This is a genomic window from Streptomyces sp. NBC_00154, assembly GCF_026342835.1.
Taxonomy (GTDB): Bacteria; Actinomycetota; Actinomycetes; order Streptomycetales; family Streptomycetaceae; genus Streptomyces.
Genome location: NZ_JAPEMI010000001.1, coordinates 3,014,050 through 3,036,022, shown reverse-complemented (window position 1 = coordinate 3,036,022; position 21,973 = coordinate 3,014,050). Strand labels below are relative to the sequence as shown.

Annotated in this window: 21 protein-coding genes; 13 read left to right on the top strand and 8 right to left on the bottom strand. The window is 70.4% G+C overall.

Features of this window, described 5'->3' with window-relative positions; genetic code table 11:
* Positions 1 to 112 precede the first annotated feature (112 nt).
* The 3 genes from OHA03_RS13590 to OHA03_RS13580 are packed head-to-tail and all read left to right on the top strand — an operon-like array spanning position 113 to position 3,002.
* Positions 113 to 1,564, top strand: coding sequence for a DUF2252 domain-containing protein (locus OHA03_RS13590; protein WP_267004028.1), 1,452 nt, complete (start codon positions 113 to 115; stop codon positions 1,562 to 1,564).
* A gap of 59 nt (positions 1,565 to 1,623) precedes the next feature.
* On the top strand, positions 1,624 to 2,598 hold the full coding sequence (locus OHA03_RS13585) for a hypothetical protein (protein WP_267004026.1): 975 nt from the start codon (positions 1,624 to 1,626) through the stop codon (positions 2,596 to 2,598).
* 59 nt (positions 2,599 to 2,657) lie between these two features.
* Positions 2,658 to 3,002 (top strand): rhodanese-like domain-containing protein, encoded by a 345-nt coding sequence (locus OHA03_RS13580; protein ID WP_030930368.1) that lies wholly within the window; start codon positions 2,658 to 2,660, stop codon positions 3,000 to 3,002.
* Between the two features lie 57 nt (positions 3,003 to 3,059).
* Here the strand turns inward: OHA03_RS13580 and OHA03_RS13575 are convergent, their stop codons facing one another.
* The 6 genes from OHA03_RS13575 to paaA all read right to left on the bottom strand — a co-directional run bounded on the left by OHA03_RS13575 (position 3,060) and on the right by paaA (position 7,964).
* On the bottom strand, positions 3,060 to 4,238 hold the full coding sequence (locus tag OHA03_RS13575; protein ID WP_267004024.1) for an acyl-CoA dehydrogenase family protein: 1,179 nt from the start codon (positions 4,236 to 4,238) through the stop codon (positions 3,060 to 3,062).
* A gap of 135 nt (positions 4,239 to 4,373) precedes the next feature.
* Entirely contained in the window at positions 4,374 to 5,432 is a 1,059-nt protein-coding gene (locus OHA03_RS13570; protein WP_267004022.1) for a 2Fe-2S iron-sulfur cluster-binding protein, read from the bottom strand.
* The gene (gene paaD, locus OHA03_RS13565) at positions 5,433 to 5,939 is read right to left on the bottom strand and encodes a 1,2-phenylacetyl-CoA epoxidase subunit PaaD (protein ID WP_267004020.1); all 507 of its coding nucleotides are present in this window, start codon (positions 5,937 to 5,939) and stop codon (positions 5,433 to 5,435) included.
* The gene (paaC, locus tag OHA03_RS13560) at positions 5,933 to 6,634 is read right to left on the bottom strand and encodes a 1,2-phenylacetyl-CoA epoxidase subunit PaaC (RefSeq protein ID WP_267004018.1); all 702 of its coding nucleotides are present in this window, start codon (positions 6,632 to 6,634) and stop codon (positions 5,933 to 5,935) included. Before paaC ends, paaD begins: the two co-directional genes overlap by 7 nt.
* The gene (paaB, locus tag OHA03_RS13555) at positions 6,631 to 6,921 is read right to left on the bottom strand and encodes a 1,2-phenylacetyl-CoA epoxidase subunit PaaB (protein WP_030972485.1); all 291 of its coding nucleotides are present in this window, start codon (positions 6,919 to 6,921) and stop codon (positions 6,631 to 6,633) included. The genes paaC and paaB overlap by 4 nt, the downstream gene beginning before the upstream one ends.
* On the bottom strand, positions 6,918 to 7,964 hold the full coding sequence (paaA, locus tag OHA03_RS13550) for a 1,2-phenylacetyl-CoA epoxidase subunit PaaA (protein WP_267004015.1): 1,047 nt from the start codon (positions 7,962 to 7,964) through the stop codon (positions 6,918 to 6,920). The genes paaB and paaA overlap by 4 nt, the downstream gene beginning before the upstream one ends.
* Positions 7,965 to 8,079: 115 nt before the next feature.
* Here paaA and OHA03_RS13545 point away from each other — a divergent pair, with 115 nt between their 5' ends.
* The 3 genes from OHA03_RS13545 to OHA03_RS13535 all read left to right on the top strand — a co-directional run bounded on the left by OHA03_RS13545 (position 8,080) and on the right by OHA03_RS13535 (position 10,867).
* A complete protein-coding gene (locus OHA03_RS13545) occupies positions 8,080 to 8,856 on the top strand; it encodes a DUF5819 family protein (protein WP_267004013.1) in 777 nt (258 codons plus the stop codon).
* Positions 8,853 to 10,088, top strand: coding sequence for an HTTM domain-containing protein (locus tag OHA03_RS13540; protein ID WP_267004011.1), 1,236 nt, complete (start codon positions 8,853 to 8,855; stop codon positions 10,086 to 10,088). The genes OHA03_RS13545 and OHA03_RS13540 overlap by 4 nt, the downstream gene beginning before the upstream one ends.
* Before the next feature lie 140 nt (positions 10,089 to 10,228).
* A complete protein-coding gene (locus OHA03_RS13535; RefSeq protein WP_267008040.1) occupies positions 10,229 to 10,867 on the top strand; it encodes a TrmH family RNA methyltransferase in 639 nt (212 codons plus the stop codon).
* Between the two features lie 93 nt (positions 10,868 to 10,960).
* Here the strand turns inward: OHA03_RS13535 and paaN are convergent, their stop codons facing one another.
* The gene (gene paaN / locus OHA03_RS13530; protein WP_267004009.1) at positions 10,961 to 12,661 is read right to left on the bottom strand and encodes a phenylacetic acid degradation protein PaaN; all 1,701 of its coding nucleotides are present in this window, start codon (positions 12,659 to 12,661) and stop codon (positions 10,961 to 10,963) included.
* Positions 12,662 to 12,784: 123 nt separating this feature from the next.
* Between paaN and OHA03_RS13525 the strand changes: the two genes are divergently transcribed.
* On the top strand, positions 12,785 to 13,378 hold the full coding sequence (locus OHA03_RS13525) for a TetR/AcrR family transcriptional regulator (RefSeq protein WP_267004007.1): 594 nt from the start codon (positions 12,785 to 12,787) through the stop codon (positions 13,376 to 13,378).
* Positions 13,379 to 13,509: 131 nt separating this feature from the next.
* On the opposite strand, the gene OHA03_RS13520 is transcribed toward OHA03_RS13525, so the two are convergent.
* The gene (locus OHA03_RS13520; protein WP_267004005.1) at positions 13,510 to 14,031 is read right to left on the bottom strand and encodes an Lrp/AsnC family transcriptional regulator; all 522 of its coding nucleotides are present in this window, start codon (positions 14,029 to 14,031) and stop codon (positions 13,510 to 13,512) included.
* Positions 14,032 to 14,280: 249 nt separating this feature from the next.
* On the opposite strand from OHA03_RS13520, the gene pdhA reads away from it, so the two are divergent.
* The 6 genes from pdhA (at position 14,281) to OHA03_RS13490 (ending at position 21,847) form a co-directional block, all read left to right on the top strand.
* Positions 14,281 to 15,444: a pyruvate dehydrogenase (acetyl-transferring) E1 component subunit alpha gene (gene pdhA / locus OHA03_RS13515; protein ID WP_267004003.1), complete on the top strand. Its 1,164-nt coding sequence runs from the start codon at positions 14,281 to 14,283 to the stop codon at positions 15,442 to 15,444.
* A complete protein-coding gene (locus tag OHA03_RS13510; protein ID WP_267004001.1) occupies positions 15,441 to 16,469 on the top strand; it encodes an alpha-ketoacid dehydrogenase subunit beta in 1,029 nt (342 codons plus the stop codon). Before pdhA ends, OHA03_RS13510 begins: the two co-directional genes overlap by 4 nt.
* Positions 16,469 to 17,869, top strand: coding sequence for a dihydrolipoamide acetyltransferase family protein (locus OHA03_RS13505; RefSeq protein WP_267003999.1), 1,401 nt, complete (start codon positions 16,469 to 16,471; stop codon positions 17,867 to 17,869). Before OHA03_RS13510 ends, OHA03_RS13505 begins: the two co-directional genes overlap by 1 nt.
* A 65-nt stretch (positions 17,870 to 17,934) precedes the next feature.
* The gene (locus OHA03_RS13500; RefSeq protein WP_267003997.1) at positions 17,935 to 18,783 is read left to right on the top strand and encodes an NTP transferase domain-containing protein; all 849 of its coding nucleotides are present in this window, start codon (positions 17,935 to 17,937) and stop codon (positions 18,781 to 18,783) included.
* Positions 18,784 to 19,172: 389 nt separating this feature from the next.
* Complete coding sequence (locus tag OHA03_RS13495; RefSeq protein WP_267008039.1) at positions 19,173 to 20,756, top strand: molybdopterin molybdotransferase MoeA; 1,584 nt, start codon at positions 19,173 to 19,175, stop codon at positions 20,754 to 20,756.
* Positions 20,714 to 21,847: a TrkA family potassium uptake protein gene (locus OHA03_RS13490; RefSeq protein ID WP_267003995.1), complete on the top strand. Its 1,134-nt coding sequence runs from the start codon at positions 20,714 to 20,716 to the stop codon at positions 21,845 to 21,847. Before OHA03_RS13495 ends, OHA03_RS13490 begins: the two co-directional genes overlap by 43 nt.
* The last annotated feature ends 126 nt before the right edge of the window (positions 21,848 to 21,973 follow it).

Genomic DNA, 21,973 nt, shown 5'->3' with positions numbered 1-21,973 from the left:
CGTCTGCCCTGGTTTTCCACAGGGGCAGACGCCTGTTGGCGGACGGCGGTACCGTCGTCGCCAGTTGATGTTGGACAAGGACGCCGGTCGAGGGCGGGGGAGGCTGCGTGCCATGGATCAGTTCGAGGCGACGGTGCCGGTGCAGCGGGCTGTGACGGATGGCCCGCGCATTCCGGTCGTGCCCGGGTTTGCACGGCGCGTGGCCGTGCCGGAGCAGAGTGCGCCGCGGTCGCCCCGAGAGGCCGGCAAGGCATTGCGTGACCGGGTGCCCAGGGCCTCGCACGACTCCCTTGTCCTTCCGGTCGGCCGGCCCGACGCGGTGCAGGCGGTCGAGGATTCGAGCCGGGGCCGCGTCCCCGGCCTCGCGCCGATCCGGGTGGGGCGGATGGCTGCCACGCCGTTCGCGTTCTTGCGAGGCTCGGCCGGGCTGATGGCCCATGACCTGATGGGCACACCCGTGACGGGGGTGGGCGCCCAGCTCTGCGGCGATGCGCATGCGGCCAACTTCGGGCTGTACGGCGATGCGCGGGGCAGCCTGGTCATCGATCTGAACGACTTCGACGAGACCGTGTTCGGCCCGTGGGAGTGGGATCTGAAGCGGCTCGCCACGTCGCTGGTGCTTGCGGGGCGCGAGGCCGGGGCGGACGAGGACACCTGCCGCCAGGGGGCGTACGACACGGTGGGCGCGTACCGGCGGACGATGCGACTGCTGGCCAAGCTTCCCGCTCTCGATGCCTGGAATGCCATCGCCGATGAGGAGCTCGTCTCGCACACGGACGCGCGGGATCTGCTCGGCACACTGGAGCGGGTCTCGCAGAAAGCCCGTAACAACACCAGTGCCCGCTTCGCGGCCAAGTCCACGGAGGAGTCCGAGGACGGCGGACGCCGCTTCGTCGACGCACCCCCGGTGCTGCGGCGGGTGCCGGATGCGGAGGCTGCCGCGGTGGCGGCGGGGCTCGGCGACTATGTGGGCACGATCTCGGAGGACCGGGTGCCGCTGCTCGCCCGGTACGCGATCCACGACGTGGCGTTCCGGGTGGTCGGCACGGGGAGCGTCGGCACCCGGTCGTATGTGGTGCTGCTGCTCGATCACCGGGGCGAGCCGCTGGTGCTGCAGGTGAAGGAGGCGCGGCCGTCCGCGCTGGCGCCGTATCTGCCGGCCGTCGGGTTCGACGTGCCGGAGGTGGCGCACGAGGGACGTCGGGTGGTGCTCGGACAGAAGCGGATGCAGGTCGTCAGCGACATTCTGCTGGGGTGGGCGACCGTGGACGGTCGGCAGTTCCAGGTGCGGCAGTTCCGGAACCGTAAGGGGAGTGTGGACCCGGTGGCCCTGACGGCCGACCAGGTCGACGACTACGGGCGGATGACAGGTGCGCTGCTGGCGCGGGCCCATGCGCACAGCGCCGACCCGCGGCTGATCGCGGGGTACTGCGGGAAGAACGACGAGCTGGACGAGGCGATGGCGGACTTCGGGGTGACGTACGCGGACCGTACGGAGGCGGATCATGCGGAGTTGGTGCGGACCGTCGGGTCGGGTCGAATAGCGGCCGAGCTCGGGGTGTGAGGCACGGTTCCGCAGACCTCGCGGCTTCGGGGCGCGGGGCGGGGCCATACGCTGGACGGGTGACCCACGAAGCCGCCGGGGTGCCGACCACCCGGAACGACGATGACCGGCAGGACAACGACCGGCAGCACGAGCAGCAGGTGCCGTACGAGCAGCATGTGCAGGACGAGCAGCATGCGGCGGACGAGCAGCCTGGCCGCAGGGCCGACGAGGGTGCGGGCGCAGGCCCGGATGCCGATGCCGGCAGTGCTGCCGATGGGGCGCGTCCCGAGGCGCGGCTGGCGAAAGCTGTGCGGGTGGCGGAGCAGGCACTGATCGAGTTCGAGATCGCCGTGGAGACCTTCCGGGTCGAGGTCGAGAACTTCTCCCGGCTGCACCACCAGAAGCTCGGCCCGATGTACGCCCGCCTCGACGAGCTCGATGCGCAGATCGCGGAGGCCCGGGCCGCCAGGACCGGTGACCCCGAGGACCTGCGCAAGGCGCAGGAGGCGCGGGCGCTCGTGATGCCGATGCCGGGTGTCGAGGAGCTTTTCCACGACTGGATCGATTCCGACGGGCTGTCCCCCGAGGCGGCGGCCATGCTGACCGAGCAGCCGGTCCGGCCGCCCAAGCGGGTCCGGCCGACCGAGGAGGCGCGCAAGCTCTACCGCGAGCTGGCACGCAAGGCCCACCCGGATCTGGCTCAGGACGAGACGGAGCGGGCGCGCCGGGACGAGTTCATCACGCGTGTCAATGCGGCTTACGGGCTTGGGGACGAAGCGCTGCTGAAGGAGCTGGCGCAGGAGTGGGCTGCCGGACCGTCCACGCAACCGGCGGAGCTCAGCGAGAGCGAGGAGCTCTACGCCCGGCTGAACTGGCTGACCCAGCGCAAGGAGCTGCTGACGGTCCTCGCCCAGGAGCTGGAGGAGAGCGCGATCGGGGCCATGCTCCGGATGGCACCTGAAGATCCGGACCGGCTGCTCGACGAGATCGCCGAGCAGTTGCTGGGCGAGGTCTCGCAGCGCGAGGCGGAGCTTGCGGGACTGGTGCAGTAGCGTTTCCGGTGACTCTGGAGCGTGACTCCGGAGCGTACGCACGAGAGAAGGCATGACCCATGAATTTCGCTCCGCTGCCCTCGGTGGATGTCGCGGCGGTGCCGTCGGACGGCCTGGTGCTGGACGTCCGGGAGAACGACGAATGGGCCGCCGGGCATGTCGAAGGTGCCCTGCACATTCCGATGAGTGACTTCGTCGGCCGCTTCGGTGAGCTGACCGAGGCGGCCGAGGACGGTCGGCGCGTGCATGTGATGTGCCGGGTCGGTGGCCGGTCCGCCCAGGTCACGCAGTACCTGGTGCAGCAGGGCATCGACGCCGTGAACATCGACGGCGGGATGCTCGCCTGGGACGGTGCCGGACGCCCGATGGTCACCGACAACGGCACCCCGGCCTTCGTTCTCTGACCCGGCCGGGGTCCCGTCGGGTCCGCCCCGGGTGGTCCGGGGCCGGGCCCGTGGTTCTCAGCCGAGGGGATGAGCGGCCAGCAGGTCGCCCAGTGCTTCCTCATGCGCCGCCGCCGGGCCGAGCGAGAGCTCGATCTGCTTTGCCCAGGCGTGGAAGCGGTGCAGCGGGTAGTCGGTGTCCGCGCCGAAGCCGCCGTGCAGATGCTGCGCCGTCTGCACGATCCGGCGGACGCCGTCCGAGGCCCAGATCTTCGCCACGGCGATATCGCCCGCGACGGGCAGAGCGCCGGCTGTCCCCGTGGAGATCCGCCAGGCCGCCTGCCAGAGTGTCACTTCCATGGCCCGCAGATCGATGTACCGGTCGGCGGCCTGGACGGCGACGGACTGGAACGTCGCGACGGGGAACCCGAACTGCTCGCGCTTTCCCGTGTATTCGCTCGTCATGGACAGCGCCGTCTCGCCAAGTCCCAGTGCGAGCGCGCAGGTTCCGGTGGTGAGCAGGGCGCGGAGCCACTCCCAGGCTCCCGGGGTGTCGATCAGTGCGCGGTCCTCGATCCGTGCCCCGTCGAGCCGGACCTCGGCGAGCAACTCGCCGCTGGTGGAGACCTGTTCGGCCAGCGTGACGCCTTCGGCGGTGCGGTGTACCAGGGCCAGGACGGCGCGGCCGTCGGCAGTGTGGGCGGGCACGGCGATCCAGTCCGCGGAGCGAGCCCACGGCACGCCTGACTGCACCCCGTCGAGTACCCAGACCGAACTGTCGCTGCTGTCGCTACTGCTGGACCGGTCGTTCTTCCCGTTGCTGTCCCGGAGGGCGGTGACGGCGAGTTCGGCCGGGTCGTGGCCGGTGCGGCCGTTGGCCCCGACGCTGAGGACCAGCTCGCCCCGGCCGACGCGGGGCAGCAGTTCGGCGGCCAGACCGGGATCGCCGTCGCGCTGGAGCGACATCGCGACCGCGCAGGTCTCCAGCAGCGGTACCCGGGCGAGCACCTTGGCCGACTCCCGCAGGACCAGGCAGAGCGCGACCGGATCGAGCCCGGCCCCGCCGTGTTCCGGCGCCAGCGTCAGGCCCAGCAGGTCGCCCGCGGCCAGCTGGGCCCAGAGGGGACGGTCGATGTCCTCGGCCACCGCGCCCGGGGTGAGAGCGGGGCTGGGTACTCCGTCGGGCTCGACACCCGAGAAGATCGCCCTCGCTGCCTCGACGGCTGCCTGCTGCTCCTCTGTGAAGGTGAAGTCCACTGCCCTGGCCTCCTGCGAACCGCTGCGCTCGTACTCGGACCTGACGGGTCGTCAAGATAGAACAGGTTCTACAAGAAGGGAACAGCAGAGAGGAGGAGGGCAGAAGGAGAGGGCGCGGGCCGGGATCCGCTGGTGTCAGCGGTCGAAGTCGAGCTCCACCTCCGGTGTGACCGGATGCGACTGGCAGGCCAGCACATAACCCGCCCCCGTCTCTTCCGGTTCCAGCGCGAAGTTGCGGTCCATCCGGACCTCGCCGGAGACCAGGAAGGCTCTGCACGTCCCGCACACCCCGCCCTTGCAGGCGTACGGCGCGTCGGCGCGGCTGCGCAACACCGTCTCCAGCAGTGATTCGCCGTCCTGAACCGGCCAGCTGCCTGAGCGGCCGTCCAGCCTCGCGGTCAGTGTGCTGTGTGCGGGCGCCTCGACGCGGGTGCGGGCGGTCGCAGCCGGTCCGTCGTCGACGTGGAAGATCTCCTGGTGGATACGGGCCCGGTCGACACCGAGGCCGTGCAGCGCGCCTTCCGCTGCCAGGACCAGACCGAACGGTCCGCACAGGTACCAGCCGTCCACCTCTCCCACCGAGAGCAGCGCGGGCAGCAGCTCGGTCAGTCGCTCCCGGTCGAGCCGGCCGGACGGCAGACCGGCCTGCTGCTCCTCGCGGGAGAGCACCGTCACCAGCTGGAAGCGGTCCGGGTAGCGGTCCTTGAGGTCGGCGACCTCGTCCAGGAACATCGTCGAGGCCGCGGTCCGGTCGCTCCGGATCAGACAGAACCGGGCCGCAGGCTCCCGGGCCAGCAGTGTCGACGCGATCGACAGCACCGGGGTGATGCCGCTGCCACCGACGATCGCCGCGTAATGCCCGGCGCGCGGCGTGAGCACGAAGCGTCCCATCGGAGGCATCGCTTCGACCTGGTCGCCGACGGCGAGCTCCTTGAGGGCGTACGTGGAGAACGCACCGCCGTCGACCAGCCGGATGCCCACCCGCAGAGCCGGATCGGCCGGCGCCTCGGTGGCCGGCGCGCAGATCGAGTACGAACGCCGGATCTCCTCGCCGTCGACCGTGTAACGCACGTTGAGATGCTGGCCGGGCTGGTGGCGGAAGGTCTCGCGCAACTCGGCCGGCACCGTGAAGGTGACGGCCACCGAGTCGTCGGTCAGCCGCTCGATCGCGCGGACCCGGAGCGGATGGAACATCTACAACTCCTTGAAGTGGTCGAACGGTTCGCGGCAGCTCACGCAGCGGCGCAGTGCCTTGCAGGCGGTGGAGGAGAACCGGCTCAGCAGCTCCGTGTCCGTGGAGCCGCAGTGCGGGCAGCGTACGGACAGAGTGAGCGGCACCGGCCCGCCGGACGGGCCGGCCGCGTCATGCGGGCGCGGCGGCGCTATGCCGAACTCGGCGAGCTTGCGCCGCCCTTCCGCGCTGATGTCGTCCGTCGACCAGGCCGGTGCGAGGACGGTGACCACGGAGACCTCCGGTATCCCGTGGTCGTGCAGGACCTGCTCGATATCGGCGGACATGGCCTCGATCGCCGGGCAGCCGGTGTACGTCGGGGTGAGGCGGACCGTGACCTTGCCGGGGGCGAGCACCTCCACCCCGCGGAGCACGCCCAGCTCCTCCAGGGTCAGGACGGGCAGCTCGGGGTCGGGCACGGACCCGGCGAGCCTGCGCACCTCCTCCTCGAGCAGCGTTCCGGTCACCATGACGCTCCCGGGTGGCTGCGGTGCAGATGCTGCATCTCGGCGAGCATCCGGCCGAAGGGTTCCGTGTGGATGCCCTGCCGGCCCGCCCCGGCTGTCCAGGCCCCGGACTGCGGGCCGGCCGGTACGGTCAGCGTTGCCTGCTCCAGCACGCCGGTGACGGTCGCCAGCCAGCTGTTCTGCAGCGACTGCCAGTCGATGTCCACGCCCTCGACCGGCTGGAACAGCTCACCGGTGAACCGCCACAGGGTGTCGACCCCGCGCTGCATCCGCTGGTGACTCTCCGCCGTACCGTCGCCGAGCCGCAGCGTCCAGTGCTCGGTGTGGTCCTGGTGGTAGGCGACCTCCTTGACGGCCTTCGCCGCCAGCCCGGCGAACTCTCCCTCACCGGCTGCCAACTGCTCGTACAGCCCACGCTGATAGACGGAGAAGTAGAGCTGACGGGCGATGGTGTGGGCGAAGTCGCCGTTGGACTGCTCGACCAGCTGGACGTTGCGGAACGCCCGCTCCTCGCGCAGAAACGCCAGCTCGTCCTCGTCCCCGGCGAGCGAGAGCAGCACCCGGGCCTGCCCCAGCAGATCCAGGGCGATGTTGGCGAGGGCCACCTCCTCCTCCAGCACGGGCGCATGGCCCGCCCACTCCCCCAGCCGGTGCGACAGCACCAGCGCGTCGTCGCCGAGGGCGAGGGCCGCGGTCACAGGTGCTTCACCCCTTCCGGGATCTCGTAGAACGTCGGGTGCCGGTAGGGCTTGTCGCCGGCCGGTTCGAAGAACGAGTCCTTCTCGTCCGGCGAGGAGGCCGTGATCTCGGTGGACGGCACCACCCAGATGGAGACGCCCTCGGAACGGCGCGTGTACAGATCGCGGGCGTTGCGCAGGGCCATCTCGGCGTCTGGGGCGTGCAGGCTGCCCGCGTGGGTGTGGGAGAGGCCGCGCCGCGACCGCACGAACACCTCCCACAGCGGCCAGTCCGTCGAGCTGCTCATGCTGTCGCCTCCGCGGTCGGTGTCTGTGTGGTGTGCTTCTCTGCGTGGTGCTTCACGGCGTACGCAGCCGCCGCGTCCCGTACCCAGGCGCCCTCTTCGTGCGCCCGGCGCCGCTGGGTGAGGCGCTGTTCGTTGCACGGGCCGTTGCCCTTCAGGACCTCCTGGAACTCCGTCCAGTCGATCGATCCGAAGTCGTGGTGTCCACGCTCCTCGTTCCACCGGAGGTCCGGGTCCGGGAGGGTGAGCCCCAGCGCCTCGGCCTGCGGGACGCAGATGTCGACGAACCGCTGCCGCAGCTCGTCGTTCGAGTGCCGTTTGATCTTCCAGGTCATCGACTGCGCCGAGTGCGCCGATGCGTCGTCCGGTGGGCCGAACATCATCAGGGACGGCCACCACCAGCGGTTCACCGCGTCCTGGGCCATCTCACGCTGTGCCGGAGTGCCGCGGCCGAGGGTGAGCAGCAGCTCGTACCCCTGGCGCTGGTGGAAGGACTCCTCCTTGCAGATGCGGACCATGGCCCGGGCGTACGGACCGTACGAGCAGCGGCACAGCGGCACCTGGTTGGTGATCGCGGCGCCGTCCACCAGCCACCCGATTGCGCCGACATCCGCCCAGGTCAGCGTGGGGTAATTGAAGATCGACGAATACCTCTGGCGGCCGGCGTGGAGCTTGTCGAGCAGCTCTTCGCGGCTCGTCCCGAGGGTCTCCGCCGCGCTGTAGAGATAGAGCCCGTGTCCTGCCTCGTCCTGCACCTTGGCCATCAGGATCGCCTTGCGGCGCAGCGAAGGGGCGCGGCTGATCCAGTTTGCCTCGGGCTGCATGCCGATGATTTCGGAGTGGGCATGCTGGGCCATTTGCCTGACCAGCGAGGCCCGGTAGGCGTCCGGCATCCAGTCACGCGGCTCGATGCGCTCCTCGGCTGCCACCGCGGCGTCGAACGCGGCCAGCTGGGCACCGTCAGCCCCGTCGGGGCCGCCTGCTGTCGCCTGCACCGTCCCTTGCGCCTTCGCCTGCGTCGTCTGGTCCGCAGTCACTGCCGCCATCCCGGGCTCCCTACCGACCGATCGTTCGGTTCATTGACTTCAATGGTGAGTCGGCGGCCCGTAGGGTGTCAACCCTGTGGATAACTGACCGGGGATCGACGGGGATCGGGGCGGGATGGATTCGTACGACGACAGGGGTGTCGGAGGCGGGAACGGAAGCGTCGGGTCAGAGGCGGAGCAGCGCGAGGACGCGCCGTTCGACACCGCCCGGGACGCCGGTTCCGCCGCAGTGCCCGCGCCGCTCCGTGCCGGCATTTCCGGCCTGTCTCTTCCGTACCAGATCGGCGCCGCAGTCGCGCTGTCGATCATCGGGTTGATTGCCTGCACTCACCTGGCCATGGTGTTTCTGCACGTCGCCCCGTCCAACACCCTGACCAAGCAGCACGGCAAAGTGGTCGACGACTGGGTCTATCCCGAGTTCGAACAGAACTGGAAGCTCTTCGCGCCCAATCCGCTTCAGCAGAACGTCGGCGTGCACGTCCGGGCCGAGATAACCGGCGCCGACGGACGCCGCACGACTCCCTGGATGAGCCTCTCCGGCGAGGACGGCAAGGCGATACGCGGCAATCTCCTCCCCAGCCACGTCCATCAGAACGAGCTCCGCCGTGGCTGGGACTTCTACCTCAACTCCCACGACACCGAGAACCGTCCGAACGGTCTGCGCGGCGAACTCGCCGAGCGCTACATCCGCCGCATCGTGATGCTCCGCCTGAGTGAGCACGACTACGGCGGCACCGTCGAGCGCATCCAGGTCCGCTCCGAAGTGCGCTCCGTCGCGGCGCCGCCGTGGAGTACGGAGAAGATCAGTACCAGGCCGAATTACCGGGTGCTGCCGTGGTGGACCGTTACCCCCGCCGACCTTCCCGAGAGCGCCAAGGAGGCGGACAAGTGAGCACGCCTTCTCCACTGGCACGCGGTGTCCAGCCCATCACGTCCTCGGCCCTCGGGCCGTACCAGAGCGCTGTCATACGGATCGGTTTCTCCGTCACCTATCTGCTGTTCCTGCTGCGCGAGCTGCCGAACCGCCACGAGATGTACGGCCCCGACTCCCCGTGGGGCTGGGGTATGGCGAAGCAGCTCATATCGGGCAACGAAGCTTTCTCTGCGCTCCTGTGGTCGGACAGCACGGTCTGGTTCGAGATCGTCTATGCGGTCGCCCTGCTGTCCGCCGCACTGCTGATGCTCGGCTGGCACACCCGCGCGATGTCCGTCCTCTTCATGGTCGGTGTGCTGTCGCTGCAGAACCGCAGCATTTTCTTGGGCGACGGTGGCGACAACGTCATCCATCTGATGGCGATCTACCTGGTGCTGACGCGCTGCGGGCAGGTCTGGTCGTTGGACGCGCGGCGAGCGGCGCGGGTGGCTCGGGAAGCGCCCCCTGAAAAGACGGGCGCCGTTCGGCCGGTGCGGAATGTGGCCGGGGCGGTCCTCTGGGTGGTGCTCGGCCTGGTTCTCGTGGCGGGCTCGGTGGCCGACGGCTTCGGCGGCACCTGGTGGCTGCCGGCCCTTTTCTGGGTGATGTGGATCGGCCACGGGGCCTGGTGGGCCGTGAACCGCTACGCACCGCAGAGCGAGCCGCGCACTCTGCTCGATGTCATCGCCAACCTCGTCCACAACGCCACGCTCGTCGTGATCATGGCCGAGGTCTGTCTGATCTACGCGACAGCGGGTTGGTACAAGATCCAGGGGTCGCGGTGGCAGGACGGCACGGCGCTGTACTACCCGCTCAAGCTCGACTACTTCACGCCCTGGCCCGCACTGTCCGACATCCTCGCGTCCAGCGGTGTGATGGTCATGATCCTGACGTACGGCACGGTCATCGTGCAGGTCGCCTTCCCCTTCACCCTCTTCAACCGTCGCGTCAAGAACGTCCTGCTCGTCGCCATGATGTGCGAGCACGCCGGTATCGCCCTGCTGCTGGGTCTGCCCTTCTTCTCGATGGCGATGATCGCCGCAGACTCCGTCTTCCTGCCGACGGTCTTCCTGGTCTGGCTCGGCGGCAGGGTGACGCTCGGGCGGCAGCTGCTGTTCTCGCGCGCGGACCGAGTGCCCGAGCAGCGGCGCAGCGGCGAGGAGGAGGCCCCGCAGCACAGCGGAAGCGGTGGCCATACGCTCGTCGGGTGAGCAGCGATACCGGCAGCACCGGCCGTACCAGCAGTACCAGCAGTAGCAGCAGTAGCAGCAGTAGCAGCAGTCCCAGCAGTCCCAGCAGCGAGGATCCGTCGAACGCAGCCCTTGCCGCGGGTGAGCCGCCCGTGGAACCGATGCAGTACGACGACGGGTTCGGGGCGGAGATCGGTGTCGGGCCGCATGCGCTGCCCTGGCCCGAGGGCGAGCGGTACGACCCGGGGCTGCTCGCCCACGGCGACCGGCGCAATGTCGGCGACGAGTACCGCTACTGGACGCGGGAGGCGATCGTCGCCGATCTGGATCTGCGACGACATGACTTCCATGTGGCGGTGGAGAACTGGGGCCACGACTTCAATATCGGGTCGGTGGTGCGCACCGCGAACGCTTTCCTCGCCAAGGAGATCCACATCGTGGGCCGACGGCGCTGGAACCGGCGCGGTGCGATGGTCACCGACCGGTACCAGCATGTGCGGCACCATCCCGACACGGCCGATCTGACCGCCTGGGCGGCGGCCGAGAGGCTGCCGATCATCGGGATCGACAATCTGCCGGGGGCGGTGCCGCTGGAGCGGACCGAGCTGCCGCGCCGGTGTGTGCTGCTCTTCGGGCAGGAAGGGCCGGGGCTTACGGAAGAGGCCCGCGAGCACGCGGCGATCGTCTGCTCGATCGCGCAGTTCGGCTCGACGCGGTCGATCAATGCGGGGGCTGCGGCGGCCATCGCCATGCATGCGTGGGTGCAGCGGTACGCCGACATTCCGGACCCCGGGGTCTGAGGGGGCGGCACACCGGAGCCAGGGGGTTCTGCCTGCCCCCTGGCTCCTGCTCCTGCGCCCCCCGGCGCCGGAGCACTGACACACGGGCCCTTGCTAGGCCTGGCGGCGGACCTCCACCATGCGGAAGCGGTTCGATACGAAAGCTCCGTCGCACAGGGCGGCGTTCGCCGCGGGGTTGCCGCCCGAGCCGTGGAAGTCGGAGAAGGCCGCCGTCTGGTTGACGTACACCCCGCCCGTCAGGTTCAGCGAGAGCTGGGCCGACTCGTCCAGGCAGACGTCCTCCACCGCGCGCTCCACCTCCGGCGAGGTCGTGTACGCACCGACCGTCATCGCGCCCTTGTCGCGGATCGTGCGGCGCAGTAGCTCCACCGCGTCCGCCGTCGAGTCGACCGCGACCGCGAAAGCGACCGGTCCGAAGCACTCCGCGAGATAGGCCGCCTCGTCGTCCGGCTTGGTGCCGTCGAGCTTGACGACGAGCGGGGTGCGGACCACCGCGTCCGGGAACTCCGGGTTGGCCACCTCACGCGACGCCAGGGCGATTTCGCCCAGTCCGGCCGCCGCCTCCAGTCGGACCTTCACCTCCGGGTTGACCAGCGCACCGAGCAGTGCGTTGGCCCGGGCGTCGTCTCCGAGCAGGCCGGTGACCGAGGCGGCGATGTCATCGACCACCTCGTCGTACGTCTTGTCGCCGGCGTCCGTCGTGATGCCGTCGCGGGGGATCAGCAGGTTCTGCGGGGTGGTGCACATCTGGCCGCTGTACAGGGAGAGGGAGAAGGCCAGATTGGCCAGCATGCCCCGGTAGTCGTCGGTGGAGTCGACGACGATCGTGTTGACCCCGGCCTTCTCCGTGTAGACCTGGGCCTGGCGGGCGTTGGCCTCCAGCCAGTCGCCGAAGGCGGTGGATCCGGTGTAGTCGATGATCCTGATCTCGGGCCGGACCGCCAGGGTCTTGGCGATGCCCTCGCCCGGACGCTCGGCGGCCAGACAGACCAGGTTGGGGTCGAAGCCCGCCTCACTCAGCACGTCGCGGGCCACCTGCACCGTGAGCGCCAGGGGAAGCACCGCGCGCGGATGCGGCTTCACCAGGACGGGATTACCGGTGGCGAGGGAGGCGAAGAGGCCCGGATAGCCGTTCCATGTGGGGAACGTGTTGCAGCCGATCAGCAGCGCGATGCCGCGGCCAGCCGCGATGAACGACTTGTGCAGCTGGAGCGGGTCGCGCTTGCCCTGGGGCTTGGACCAGTCCGCGGTCCGCGGAGTGCGGATCTGCTCCTCGTACGCATACGTCACCGCTTCCAGGCCGCGGTCCTGGGCGTGCGGGCCGCCCGCCTGGAACGCCATCATGAAGGCCTGCCCGCTCGTGTGCATCACGGCGTGGCCGAACTCATGGGTGCGGGCGCTGATCCGCGACAGGATCTCCAGACAGACCAGGGCCCTGGTCTCGGGCCCCGCCTCGCGCCAGGCAGCCATCCCCGCACGCATCGCCGGAAGCAGCACGTCCAGATCGGCATGCGGATATTCGACGCCGAGCTCCGGACCGTAGGGAGAGACCTCCCCGCCCGTCCAGCCGTCGGTGCCCGGCTGGCCGAGGTCGAGCCGGGTGTGCAGCACGGCGTCGAACGCGGCCTTGCCCTCGGCAGCGCTCAGGCTGCCCGGGGCGCCGCCGTCGCCGTACGCCTTCGGATGCTCGGGATGCGGGGACCAGTAGGCGCGCGTGCGGATCGCGTCGAGGGCCTGGTCGAGCGTGGGGCGGTGCTTCTCGGACAGCAGTTGCGGGGAGAGCTCGGCGGCCATGACGGACCAACTCCTCATCGAGCTGGGCAGGGACGGGCGGACAGAGTTAGAGTAACCGAACGATCGGTCGGGACAAGGGGCCCCACGGAACCTGTGGACAACTCGTAGGGGAGGATCGCGGACATGACCACGGCCAAGCGGGACACATACACCCCGGAGACTCTCCTCACCGTCGCCGTCCGTGTCTTCAACGAGCGCGGTTACGACGGCACGTCCATGGAGCACCTGTCCAAGGCGGCGGGCATCTCCAAGTCGTCGATCTACCACCATGTCGCGGGCAAGGAAGAGCTCCTGCGACGTGCGGTCAGCCGGGCGCTGGACGGGCTTTTCGGGATTCTCGACGAGTCGGGGGCGAGTCGGGGGCGCGCGATCGAGCGGGTCGAATACGTCACCCGCCGCACCGTCGAGGTGCTGATAGCCGAACTGCCCTACGTCACGCTGCTGCTGCGCGTGCGGGGCAATACGACGGCCGAGCGCTGGGCCATGGAGCGAAGGCGCGAATTCGACCAGCGGGTGGCCGAACTGCTGAAGGCGGCGGTCGCGGACGGTGATCTCCGCTCCGACGTGGACATACGGCTGGCGACGAGGCTGCTGTTCGGGATGGTCAACTCCCTGGTGGAGTGGTACCGGCCGCAGCCGGGCGGTGGCGCCGAGGGGGAGCAGCTGGCGGACACGGTCGTTCAGCTGGCATTCGAGGGGATGCGTTCCAGCCGCTGAACCGCCCATGGCCGGAGAGGGAAGACCACCACCCTGCTCAATGGCTGCCCTCCTGCGGATGCCTGCCTTCCTGAGCTGCGGTGATGCTCGGGCGCCGTGCCGCCGACCTGCTGCAGGGGCGCGGCTGCGCGCTAGCTGAGTTCGGTGGGGCGCTCCGGGCCCGGGGCCAGGTCGGTCTCCTCGAACACCAGGAGCGTGTGGGTGGAGAGCACCTCTGGGATGGCCTGGATCCTCGTCAGAACCAGCTCGCGCAGCGACCGGTTGTCCGGGGTGTGCACCAGCAGCAGTACGTCGAAGTCGCCGCTGACCAGCGCGATGTGTGTGGCCCCCGGCAGTGCCTGGAGCTGCTCCCGCACCGTCCGCCAGGAGTTCTGGACGATCTTGAGCGTGATGTATGCGGAGGCGCCCTGCCCCGCCCGCTCATGGTTCACGCGCGCGCTGAAGCCGCGGATCACTCCGTCGTCGATGAGCCGGTTGATCCGGGCGTAGGCATTGGCGCGCGACACATGGACGCGGTCGGCAACCGACCGTATCGAGGCCCGGCCGTCCGTCTGGAGCAGTCGGAGGATGTCGCGGTCGATCGAGTCGAGCGGACGCGCGGGCGGAACCTGACCGGGGTCCTCGGCCCCGTCGGCCATTTGTTCAGCTGCCATGTCCCCGTGCCTCCCTGCCTTGGACGACCTGCCCCTATCCCAGGCTGTGGAGAACCGTTTGTCCACAGGCTGACGGTGCCTGTAGCCAAAATGCGCTCGCGACCGAACAATCGGTAGGTGAGGCACACCACATCCGCGCCTCGGCCAGTGCTCGACATTTCGACGTATTCAGCCACCCCTCGATATCGGGCGACGCCTCGATATCGCCACACGCTGCTCGATATCCCTCGATGCCAGGAGGTGCTTGTCATGACGGTCCAAGAGCTGCCCGGCGCGGCCGCCTACCGGCCCACGCCGCCCCCGGCCTGGAAGCCGCTCACCGACCCCGCGCCGCTGCTCCCGGACCCCGAGCCGTACCGCGTGCTCGGTACGGACGCCGTGGCCGACGCAGACCCCGAGCTGCTGCTGCGGCTCTACGCCGAGCTGGTGCGCGGTCGGCGGTACAACGCCCAGGCCACCGCCCTCACCAAGCAGGGCCGGCTCGCCGTCTACCCGTCCAGCACCGGACAGGAGGCCTGCGAGATAGCTGCGGCGCTGGTGCTGGAGGAGCGCGACTGGCTCTTCCCCAGCTACCGCGACACCCTCGCGGCGGTGGCGCGCGGCCTCGACCCGGCCGAGGCACTGACCCTGCTGCGCGGTGACTGGCACACCGGTTACGACCCGCGCGAGCACCGCATCGCCCCGCTCTGCACCCCGCTCGCCACCCAGCTGCCGCACGCCGTGGGCCTGGCCCACGCGGCGCGGCTCAAGGGGGACGACGTGGTGGCGCTCGCCATGGTCGGCGACGGCGGGACCAGCGAGGGCGACTTCCACGAGGCGCTGAACTTCGCGGCCGTCTGGCGGGCCCCGGTGGTCTTCCTGGTGCAGAACAACGGCTTTGCGATCTCCGTACCCCTGGCCAAGCAGACGGCGGCGCCGTCGCTGGCGCACAAGGCGGTGGGGTACGGCATGCCGGGCCGGCTGGTCGACGGCAATGACGCGGTCGCCGTGCACCAGGTGCTCGGCGAGGCGGTGGCGCGGGCCCGGGCGGGTGGCGGTCCGACCCTGGTCGAGGCCGTGACGTACCGGATGGACGCGCATACGAACGCCGACGACGCCACGCGCTACCGCGGCGAGAGCGAGGTGGAGGCGTGGCGGGCGCACGACCCGATCCAGCTCCTGGAGCGGGAACTGACCGCGCGCGGGCTGCTCGGTGAGGACGGTATCGAGGAGGCGCGCGCGGCTGCGGAGCGGATGGCGGCCGGGCTGCGCGAGCAGATGAACGCCGATCCGGTGCTCGACCCGATGGACCTCTTCGCCCATGTCTATGCGGAACAGACCGCGCAACTGCGGGAGCAGGCGGCCCGGCTGCGGGTGGAGCTGGACGCCGAGCAGGGCCAGGACGGTACGAGTGGTGCGGGGGACGGCCGATGACGACGGCGGCGATGGCCGGCGAGCAGACGGACAAGGCCAAGCCGGCCACCATGGCGCAGGCTCTCGGGCGTGCGCTGCGTGACTCGATGGCCGAGGACCCGACGGTGCACGTCCTCGGTGAGGACGTCGGCACGCTCGGCGGGGTCTTCCGGATCACCGACGGGCTGGCGAAGGAGTTCGGCGACGACCGCTGTACGGACACACCGCTGGCCGAGGCGGGCATCCTCGGTGCGGCCGTCGGCATGGCGATGTACGGGCTGCGGCCTGTGGTGGAGATGCAGTTCGACGCGTTCGCCTATCCGGCGTTCGAGCAGCTCATCAGCCATGTCGCCAAGATGCGGAACCGGACCGGGGGCGCCATGCCGCTGCCGATCACGGTGCGGGTGCCGTACGGCGGCGGGATCGGCGGGGTCGAGCACCACAGCGACTCCTCGGAGGCCTACTACATGGCGACGCCGGGCCTGCATGTCGTCACGCCTGCCACGGTCGACGACGCATACGGGCTGCTGCGGGCCTCGATCGCCTCCGACGATCCGGTGATCTTCCTGGAGCCGAAGCGGCTGTACTGGTCGAAGGCGGCATGGTCGCCGGACGCGCCGGTGGAGGTCGAGCCGATCGGGCGGGCCGTTGTCCGCCGTCCCGGGCGCAGCGCGACGCTGATCACGTACGGGCCGTCCCTGCCGGTCTGCCTGGAAGCCGCGGAGGCGGCCGTCGAGGAGGGCTGGGACCTCGAAGTGGTCGACCTTCGTTCGCTGGTGCCGTTCGACGACGAGACGGTTGCCGCTTCCGTGCGGCGTACCGGTCGAGCGGTCGTCGTCCATGAGTCGTCCGGGTTCGGCGGCCCCGGCGGTGAGATCGCGGCTCGCATCACCGAGCGCTGCTTCCACCACCTGGAGGCGCCGGTGCTGCGGGTCGCCGGGTTCGACATCCCGTATCCGCCGCCGATGTTGGAGCGGCACCATCTGCCGGGCGTGGACCGGGTGCTCGATGCCGTCGCGCGGCTGCAGTGGGAGGCGGAGAGCTGATGCCACAGGTGCTCGAATTCAAGCTGCCCGACCTCGGCGAGGGCCTGACCGAGGCGGAGATCGTCCGCTGGTTGGTGGAGGTCGGCGATGTGGTCGCCATCGACCAGCCGGTCGTCGAGGTCGAGACGGCCAAGGCGATGGTGGAGGTGCCATGTCCGTACGGGGGCGTGGTGACCGCCCGCTTCGGCGACGAGGGTACGGAACTTCCGGTCGGCGCACCTTTGTTGACGGTGGCCGTGGGGTCCACGGAAGGCGACCTTCCCGGGGATCTCTCCGGCAAGGGCGCCGCGAGGGCCGAGTCGTCCGGCAATGTGCTGGTGGGGTACGGGACGGGAGCGCCGGCGGCACGACGTCGTCGGGTGCGGCCCGAGGCCATTTCGGCTGCCGCGGGGACGGCGGCGGAGCCGGGACCGGTACCTGTGATGGCTCCTGCTCCGGCGCAGGGACCGGTCCCTGCGCCGGTTCCCGTTGAGGCGTCGGGGCCCGTGGCGGTCGTCTCTCCGTTGGTACGGAGGCTGGCGCGGCAGCACGATCTCGATCTGCGGCAGTTGACGGGGTCGGGCCGCGACGGGCTGATTCTGCGGTCCGATGTCGAATCCGCGATCAAGGCTGCGGCGAACGGGACGGCGGTGGCGCCGCCGGCGCCGGTCCGGGTGTCGCCCTCTGCCTCGGGGCCGGCCCCGGTGTCGGCTTCGGCTGCCGGGGAGCGGATTCCGTTGCGCGGTGTACGGGGCGCGGTCGCCGACAAGCTGGCACGCAGTCGGCGCGAAATTCCCGATGCCACGTGCTGGGTCGACGCGGATGCCACCGAGCTGATGGCTGCCAGAGCCGCGATGAACGGCGCCGGTGGTCCGACCGCGGGGCCCAAGGTGTCGGTGCTCGCCCTGCTGGCCCGTATCTGCACGGCGGCCCTGGCCCGGTTCCCCGAGCTCAACTCGACGGTGGACCTGGAGGCCCGGGAGATCGTGCGGCTGCCCGCCGTCCATCTCGGCTTCGCGGCCCAGACGGAGCGAGGGCTGGTCGTCCCTGTCGTACGGGATGCGCAGTCACGTAACGCGGAGTCGATCGGCGCCGAGATCGGTCGGCTGACCGAGGCGGCCCGGACGGGCACGCTGACCCCGGCGGATCTGACCGGCGGCACTTTCACGCTGAACAACTACGGGGTGTTCGGGGTCGACGGGTCGACGCCGATCATCAACCACCCCGAGGCGGCGATGCTGGGTGTCGGCCGGATCGTGCCCAAGCCATGGGTGCACCGGGGCGAGCTGGCCGTGCGCCAGGTCGTCCAGCTCTCGCTGACCTTCGACCACCGGGTCTGCGACGGCGGCACGGCGGGCGGCTTCCTGCGATACGTGGCCGACTGCGTGGAACAACCGGCGCTGTTGCTGCGCACGTTGTAGGAGGAGGAAGAGGAGGGAGGGGGCGGGGAGGTTCAACGGGAGCGTGTGGCACGCATACTCGGGGCATGACCGCGTATGACGCCATCGTTCTTGCCGGAGGGGCCGCCAAGCGCCTCGGGGGTGCCGACAAGCCGGCCGTTCGGGTCGGTGGCCGGGCACTGCTCGACCGGGTGCTCGCCGCCTGCGCCGATGCCGCGACCACCGTCGTGGTGGGCGGTCGGCGGCCCACCCCGCGCGCTGTGACCTGGACACGCGAAGAGCCGCAGGGCGGGGGCCCGTTGGCGGCACTCGGCGCCGGGGTACGGCATACGAGCGCAGAGCGCGTGCTCGTACTCTCCGCCGACCTCCCGTTCCTGATGGAGAGCACGGTCGAGGCGCTGCTGGCCGCCGCCGGGCACGGGGACCGCGACGGGGCCTTGTGCGTCGATCAGGACGGCCGGGACCAGCCCTTGGTCGCGGTCTACCGCGCCGAACCGCTCCGCCGCGAGCTGGCTCTGCTCGCCACCGAGCACGGCGGTCTGGCCGGACTGCCGCTGCGGCTGCTGACACACGAACTGGGCCTCGCCCGCGTCGAGGCGGGTCCGCTCGCCTCGTTCGACTGCGACACCTGGGAAGACATTGCCGCAGCCCGGGCCCGTATCAGAGAGCATGGAACCGTGCTGGACGAATGGATCACCGCAGTCAAGAACGAACTGGGCATCGAACTCGACGTCGACACCGGCGTCCTGCTCGACCTCGCCCGCGATGCCGCCCACGGTGTCGCCCGGCCCGCCGCGCCCCTGACGACGTTTCTGGTCGGGTACGCGGCGGCGAAGGCGAGCGACGGCGGGGGCGGACCCGAGGCGGTGGCCGAGGCCGCTCGCAAGGCGGCCGCGCTCGCCCTCCGCTGGGCGGACGAGAACGAGACGCCATGACGGCGTACTCACGCAAGGCCGAAGGCGGTCCGGCGGCGGAACGGGCACCGGCTCCTCCGCCGGATCCGGGGAGCGGGCCTCCGACGGCTGAGCATGCCTCCGCGGTTACTCTGCCGGACGCCGGGGCGGCCGGGTCGGTTGAGACGGTCGGGGCAGCCTGGGTGACCGGCGCCGCGGAGGAAACGGGTGCCGTCGAGCAGGCCTGCTCGACGGCACCAGGCCGGGCGGCCGGAGTGGCTCACGACGATCAGCAAGCCCCGGTGGCGGAGGTGACTCGTGCTGCCGACGTGCCCCGTGCTGCCGACGCGACCCGCACCGCTGAGCAGGCCCGTGCTGCCGACGCGGCCCGCGCTGCCGAGGAGGACCGTGCTGTCGATCAGGCTCTTGCGCTGGTTGCGGGACAGTCTTCGCGTGAGCCTCGATTCGTGGCTCAGTCGCAGCCCCAGGTCGGGGCCTCGGTGCAGAGCCCTCCGCAGAGCGCTGGTCACAGTTCCGGCCACAGCTCCGAACACGCACCCGGCCCCAGCGCCGGCAGTTCCGGGGGCAGTCCGCACCACCGTTCCGACCACAGTTCTGGTCACAGCGCTGCCCCGAGTCCCGGTCACAGCCCTGATCAGAATCCAGGCAACAGTCCTGGCAACGGTTCCGGTCACGGCTCCGGCCGGAGTTCCGGTCAGGCCCCCGCTCGCGACCGGCGCAGACAGGCCACCGACTGGCGTGAGGCTCGTGCTCTTGCCGCGCGGGCGGGGCCCGGCGCCGCCCCCCGTACCCAGCGGCTCCCCCTCGACCGGACTCTCGGACACGTGCTGGCCGAACCCCTGGCCGCGCTGACGGATCTGCCGTCGTTCGATACGTCCGCCATGGACGGCTGGGTCGTCGCCGGACCCGGCCCCTGGGCTCTCGGCAAGGGCGAAGGCGGGAGCGGAGAGCTGGGCATCCTCGCCGGGCACAGCACGCCGGTCCCGCTTGCCGACGGTGATGGCGTACGGATTGCCACGGGCGCCCGCATCCCGGCGAACGCCACTGCCGTGATCCGGAGCGAGCACGCCCATGTGGACGAGGCCAAGGGGCTGTTGTACGCACAACGGCAGGTGGTCCCCGGGCAGGACATCCGGCCGCGCGGCCAGGAGTGCCGTTCCGGCGATCAACTGCTGCCCGCCGGAACCCTGGTGACGCCCGCTGTCCTCGGTCTGTCCGCCGCTGCCGGGTACGACGAGTTGGTGACGGTTCCCCGCCCGCGTGTCGACGTCCTCGTCCTCGGGGACGAACTGCTCACCGCCGGCCTGCCGCACGACGGGCTGATCCGGGACGCTCTGGGACCCATGATCGGACCCTGGCTGCGGGCCCTGGGTGCCGAGGTCTCCGCCCCCCGCCGTCTCGGCGACGACGCGGAGGCTCTCCAGCACGCCCTCACCACCTCCGACGCGGACCTTGTCATCACCACCGGGGGCACCGCGGCGGGTCCGGTCGACCATGTCCACCCGGTCCTCGCCAAGATCGGCGCCGGGCTGCTGGTCGACGGCGTAGCCGTACGCCCCGGCCACCCGATGCTGCTGGCCCGGCTGCCCTCCGGTGGCCCATATCTCGTCGGACTGCCCGGCAACCCGCTCGCTGCCGTCTCCGGTCTCCTCACGCTCGCCGAGCCTCTTCTGCGCGGGCTGGGCGGCCGCGCACCGGAGGAGCCGTACCGGGTCGTCGTACGCGACGAGGTGCACGGCCACCCGCACGACACCCGCTTGGTCCCCGTCGTCCATCGGGTCAGATCGACAGAGGGTGCCGGCAGCGGGTCCGGTGCCGGCGTCGAGCACGTCGTGCCTCTGCACTACAACGGGCCGGCCATGCTCCGCGGGATCGCCGCCGCCGACGGGCTGGCCGTCGTACCACCGGGCGGGGTACGGTCCGGCACCGAGGTGGAGATCCTCGATCTGCCGTGGGCCTCGGCGACGCCGTGGACGGAAGGGTGTTTCACGTGAAACTTCCTGGCCACGACGCGATGGCCCGGCGGGTCGACGAGCACCTTGTGCCCACCCGGATCCTGCTTCCGCGCCGAGTCGTCGACCGGCCACTCCGGCAGGTCGCCAAGCGGCTGTTGATGGCGATACTGGTCCTGGCCGCCACGGTGCTGATCGTCTGGCTCGACCGTTCCGGCTACCACGACGCTGCCGATGGCTCGGTGGATCTGCTGGACGCCGTCTACTACTCGACGGTCACCCTCTCCACCACCGGGTACGGCGACATCACCCCGTACAGCGACACCGCACGGCTGACCAATGTGCTGCTCGTGACACCGTTGCGCGTGCTCTTCCTGATCATTCTGGTCGGCACCACCCTGGAGGTCCTGACGGAGCGGACCCGGGAGGACTTCCGGCTGAACCGTTGGAGAACCAACTTGCGTGACCACACAGTTGTCGTCGGCTTCGGCACCAAGGGACGGTCGGCGATCCAGACGCTCTGTGCCACCGGTCTGAAGAAGGAACAGATCGTGATCGTCGACCCGGCGACCAAGGTGATCGAGTCGGCCAACGCCGAGGGGTTCGTGGGTGTCGCCGGCGATGCGACGCGCAGCGATGTTCTGTTGCGCGCCGAGATCCAGAAGGCGCGGCAGGTCATCATCGCCACTCAGCGCGACGACACGGCGGTGCTGGTCACGCTGACCGCGCGGCAGCTCAATCGCGGCGCGAAGATCGTCGCTGCGGTCCGCGAGGAGGAGAACGCTCCGCTGCTGCGGCAGTCCGGCGCCGACGCCGTGATCACCAGTGCCAGTGCGGCAGGCCGGCTGCTCGGTCTCTCCGTCCTCAGTCCCAGTGCGGGCACGGTGATGGAGGATCTCATCCAGCAGGGCACCGGCCTCGATCTTGTCGAACGGCCGGTGATAAAGGCCGAGGTCGGCAAGAGCGTCCGGGAGACCGACGATCTGGTCGTGAGCGTGCTGCGCGGCCACCGGCTGATCGGTTACGACGATCCGGCGGCCAGTCCGCTGCAGTTGACGGACCGCCTGATCACGATCGTGCGTGTCTCGGGCGGCGGCACGCCATTGAATACGCCGCGCCAGCAAGGGGCGTGAGAGCCTGCGTCGACTCGTCCGCGGCGAGTCGCGCGCTTCGGACAGAAGTCGGGCAACGTGTCGTCCGCCTCGGACGGCAGGCGACCACGGCGCGTCGTAACCCTGCCGCCGACCCGTCGCGCCGCC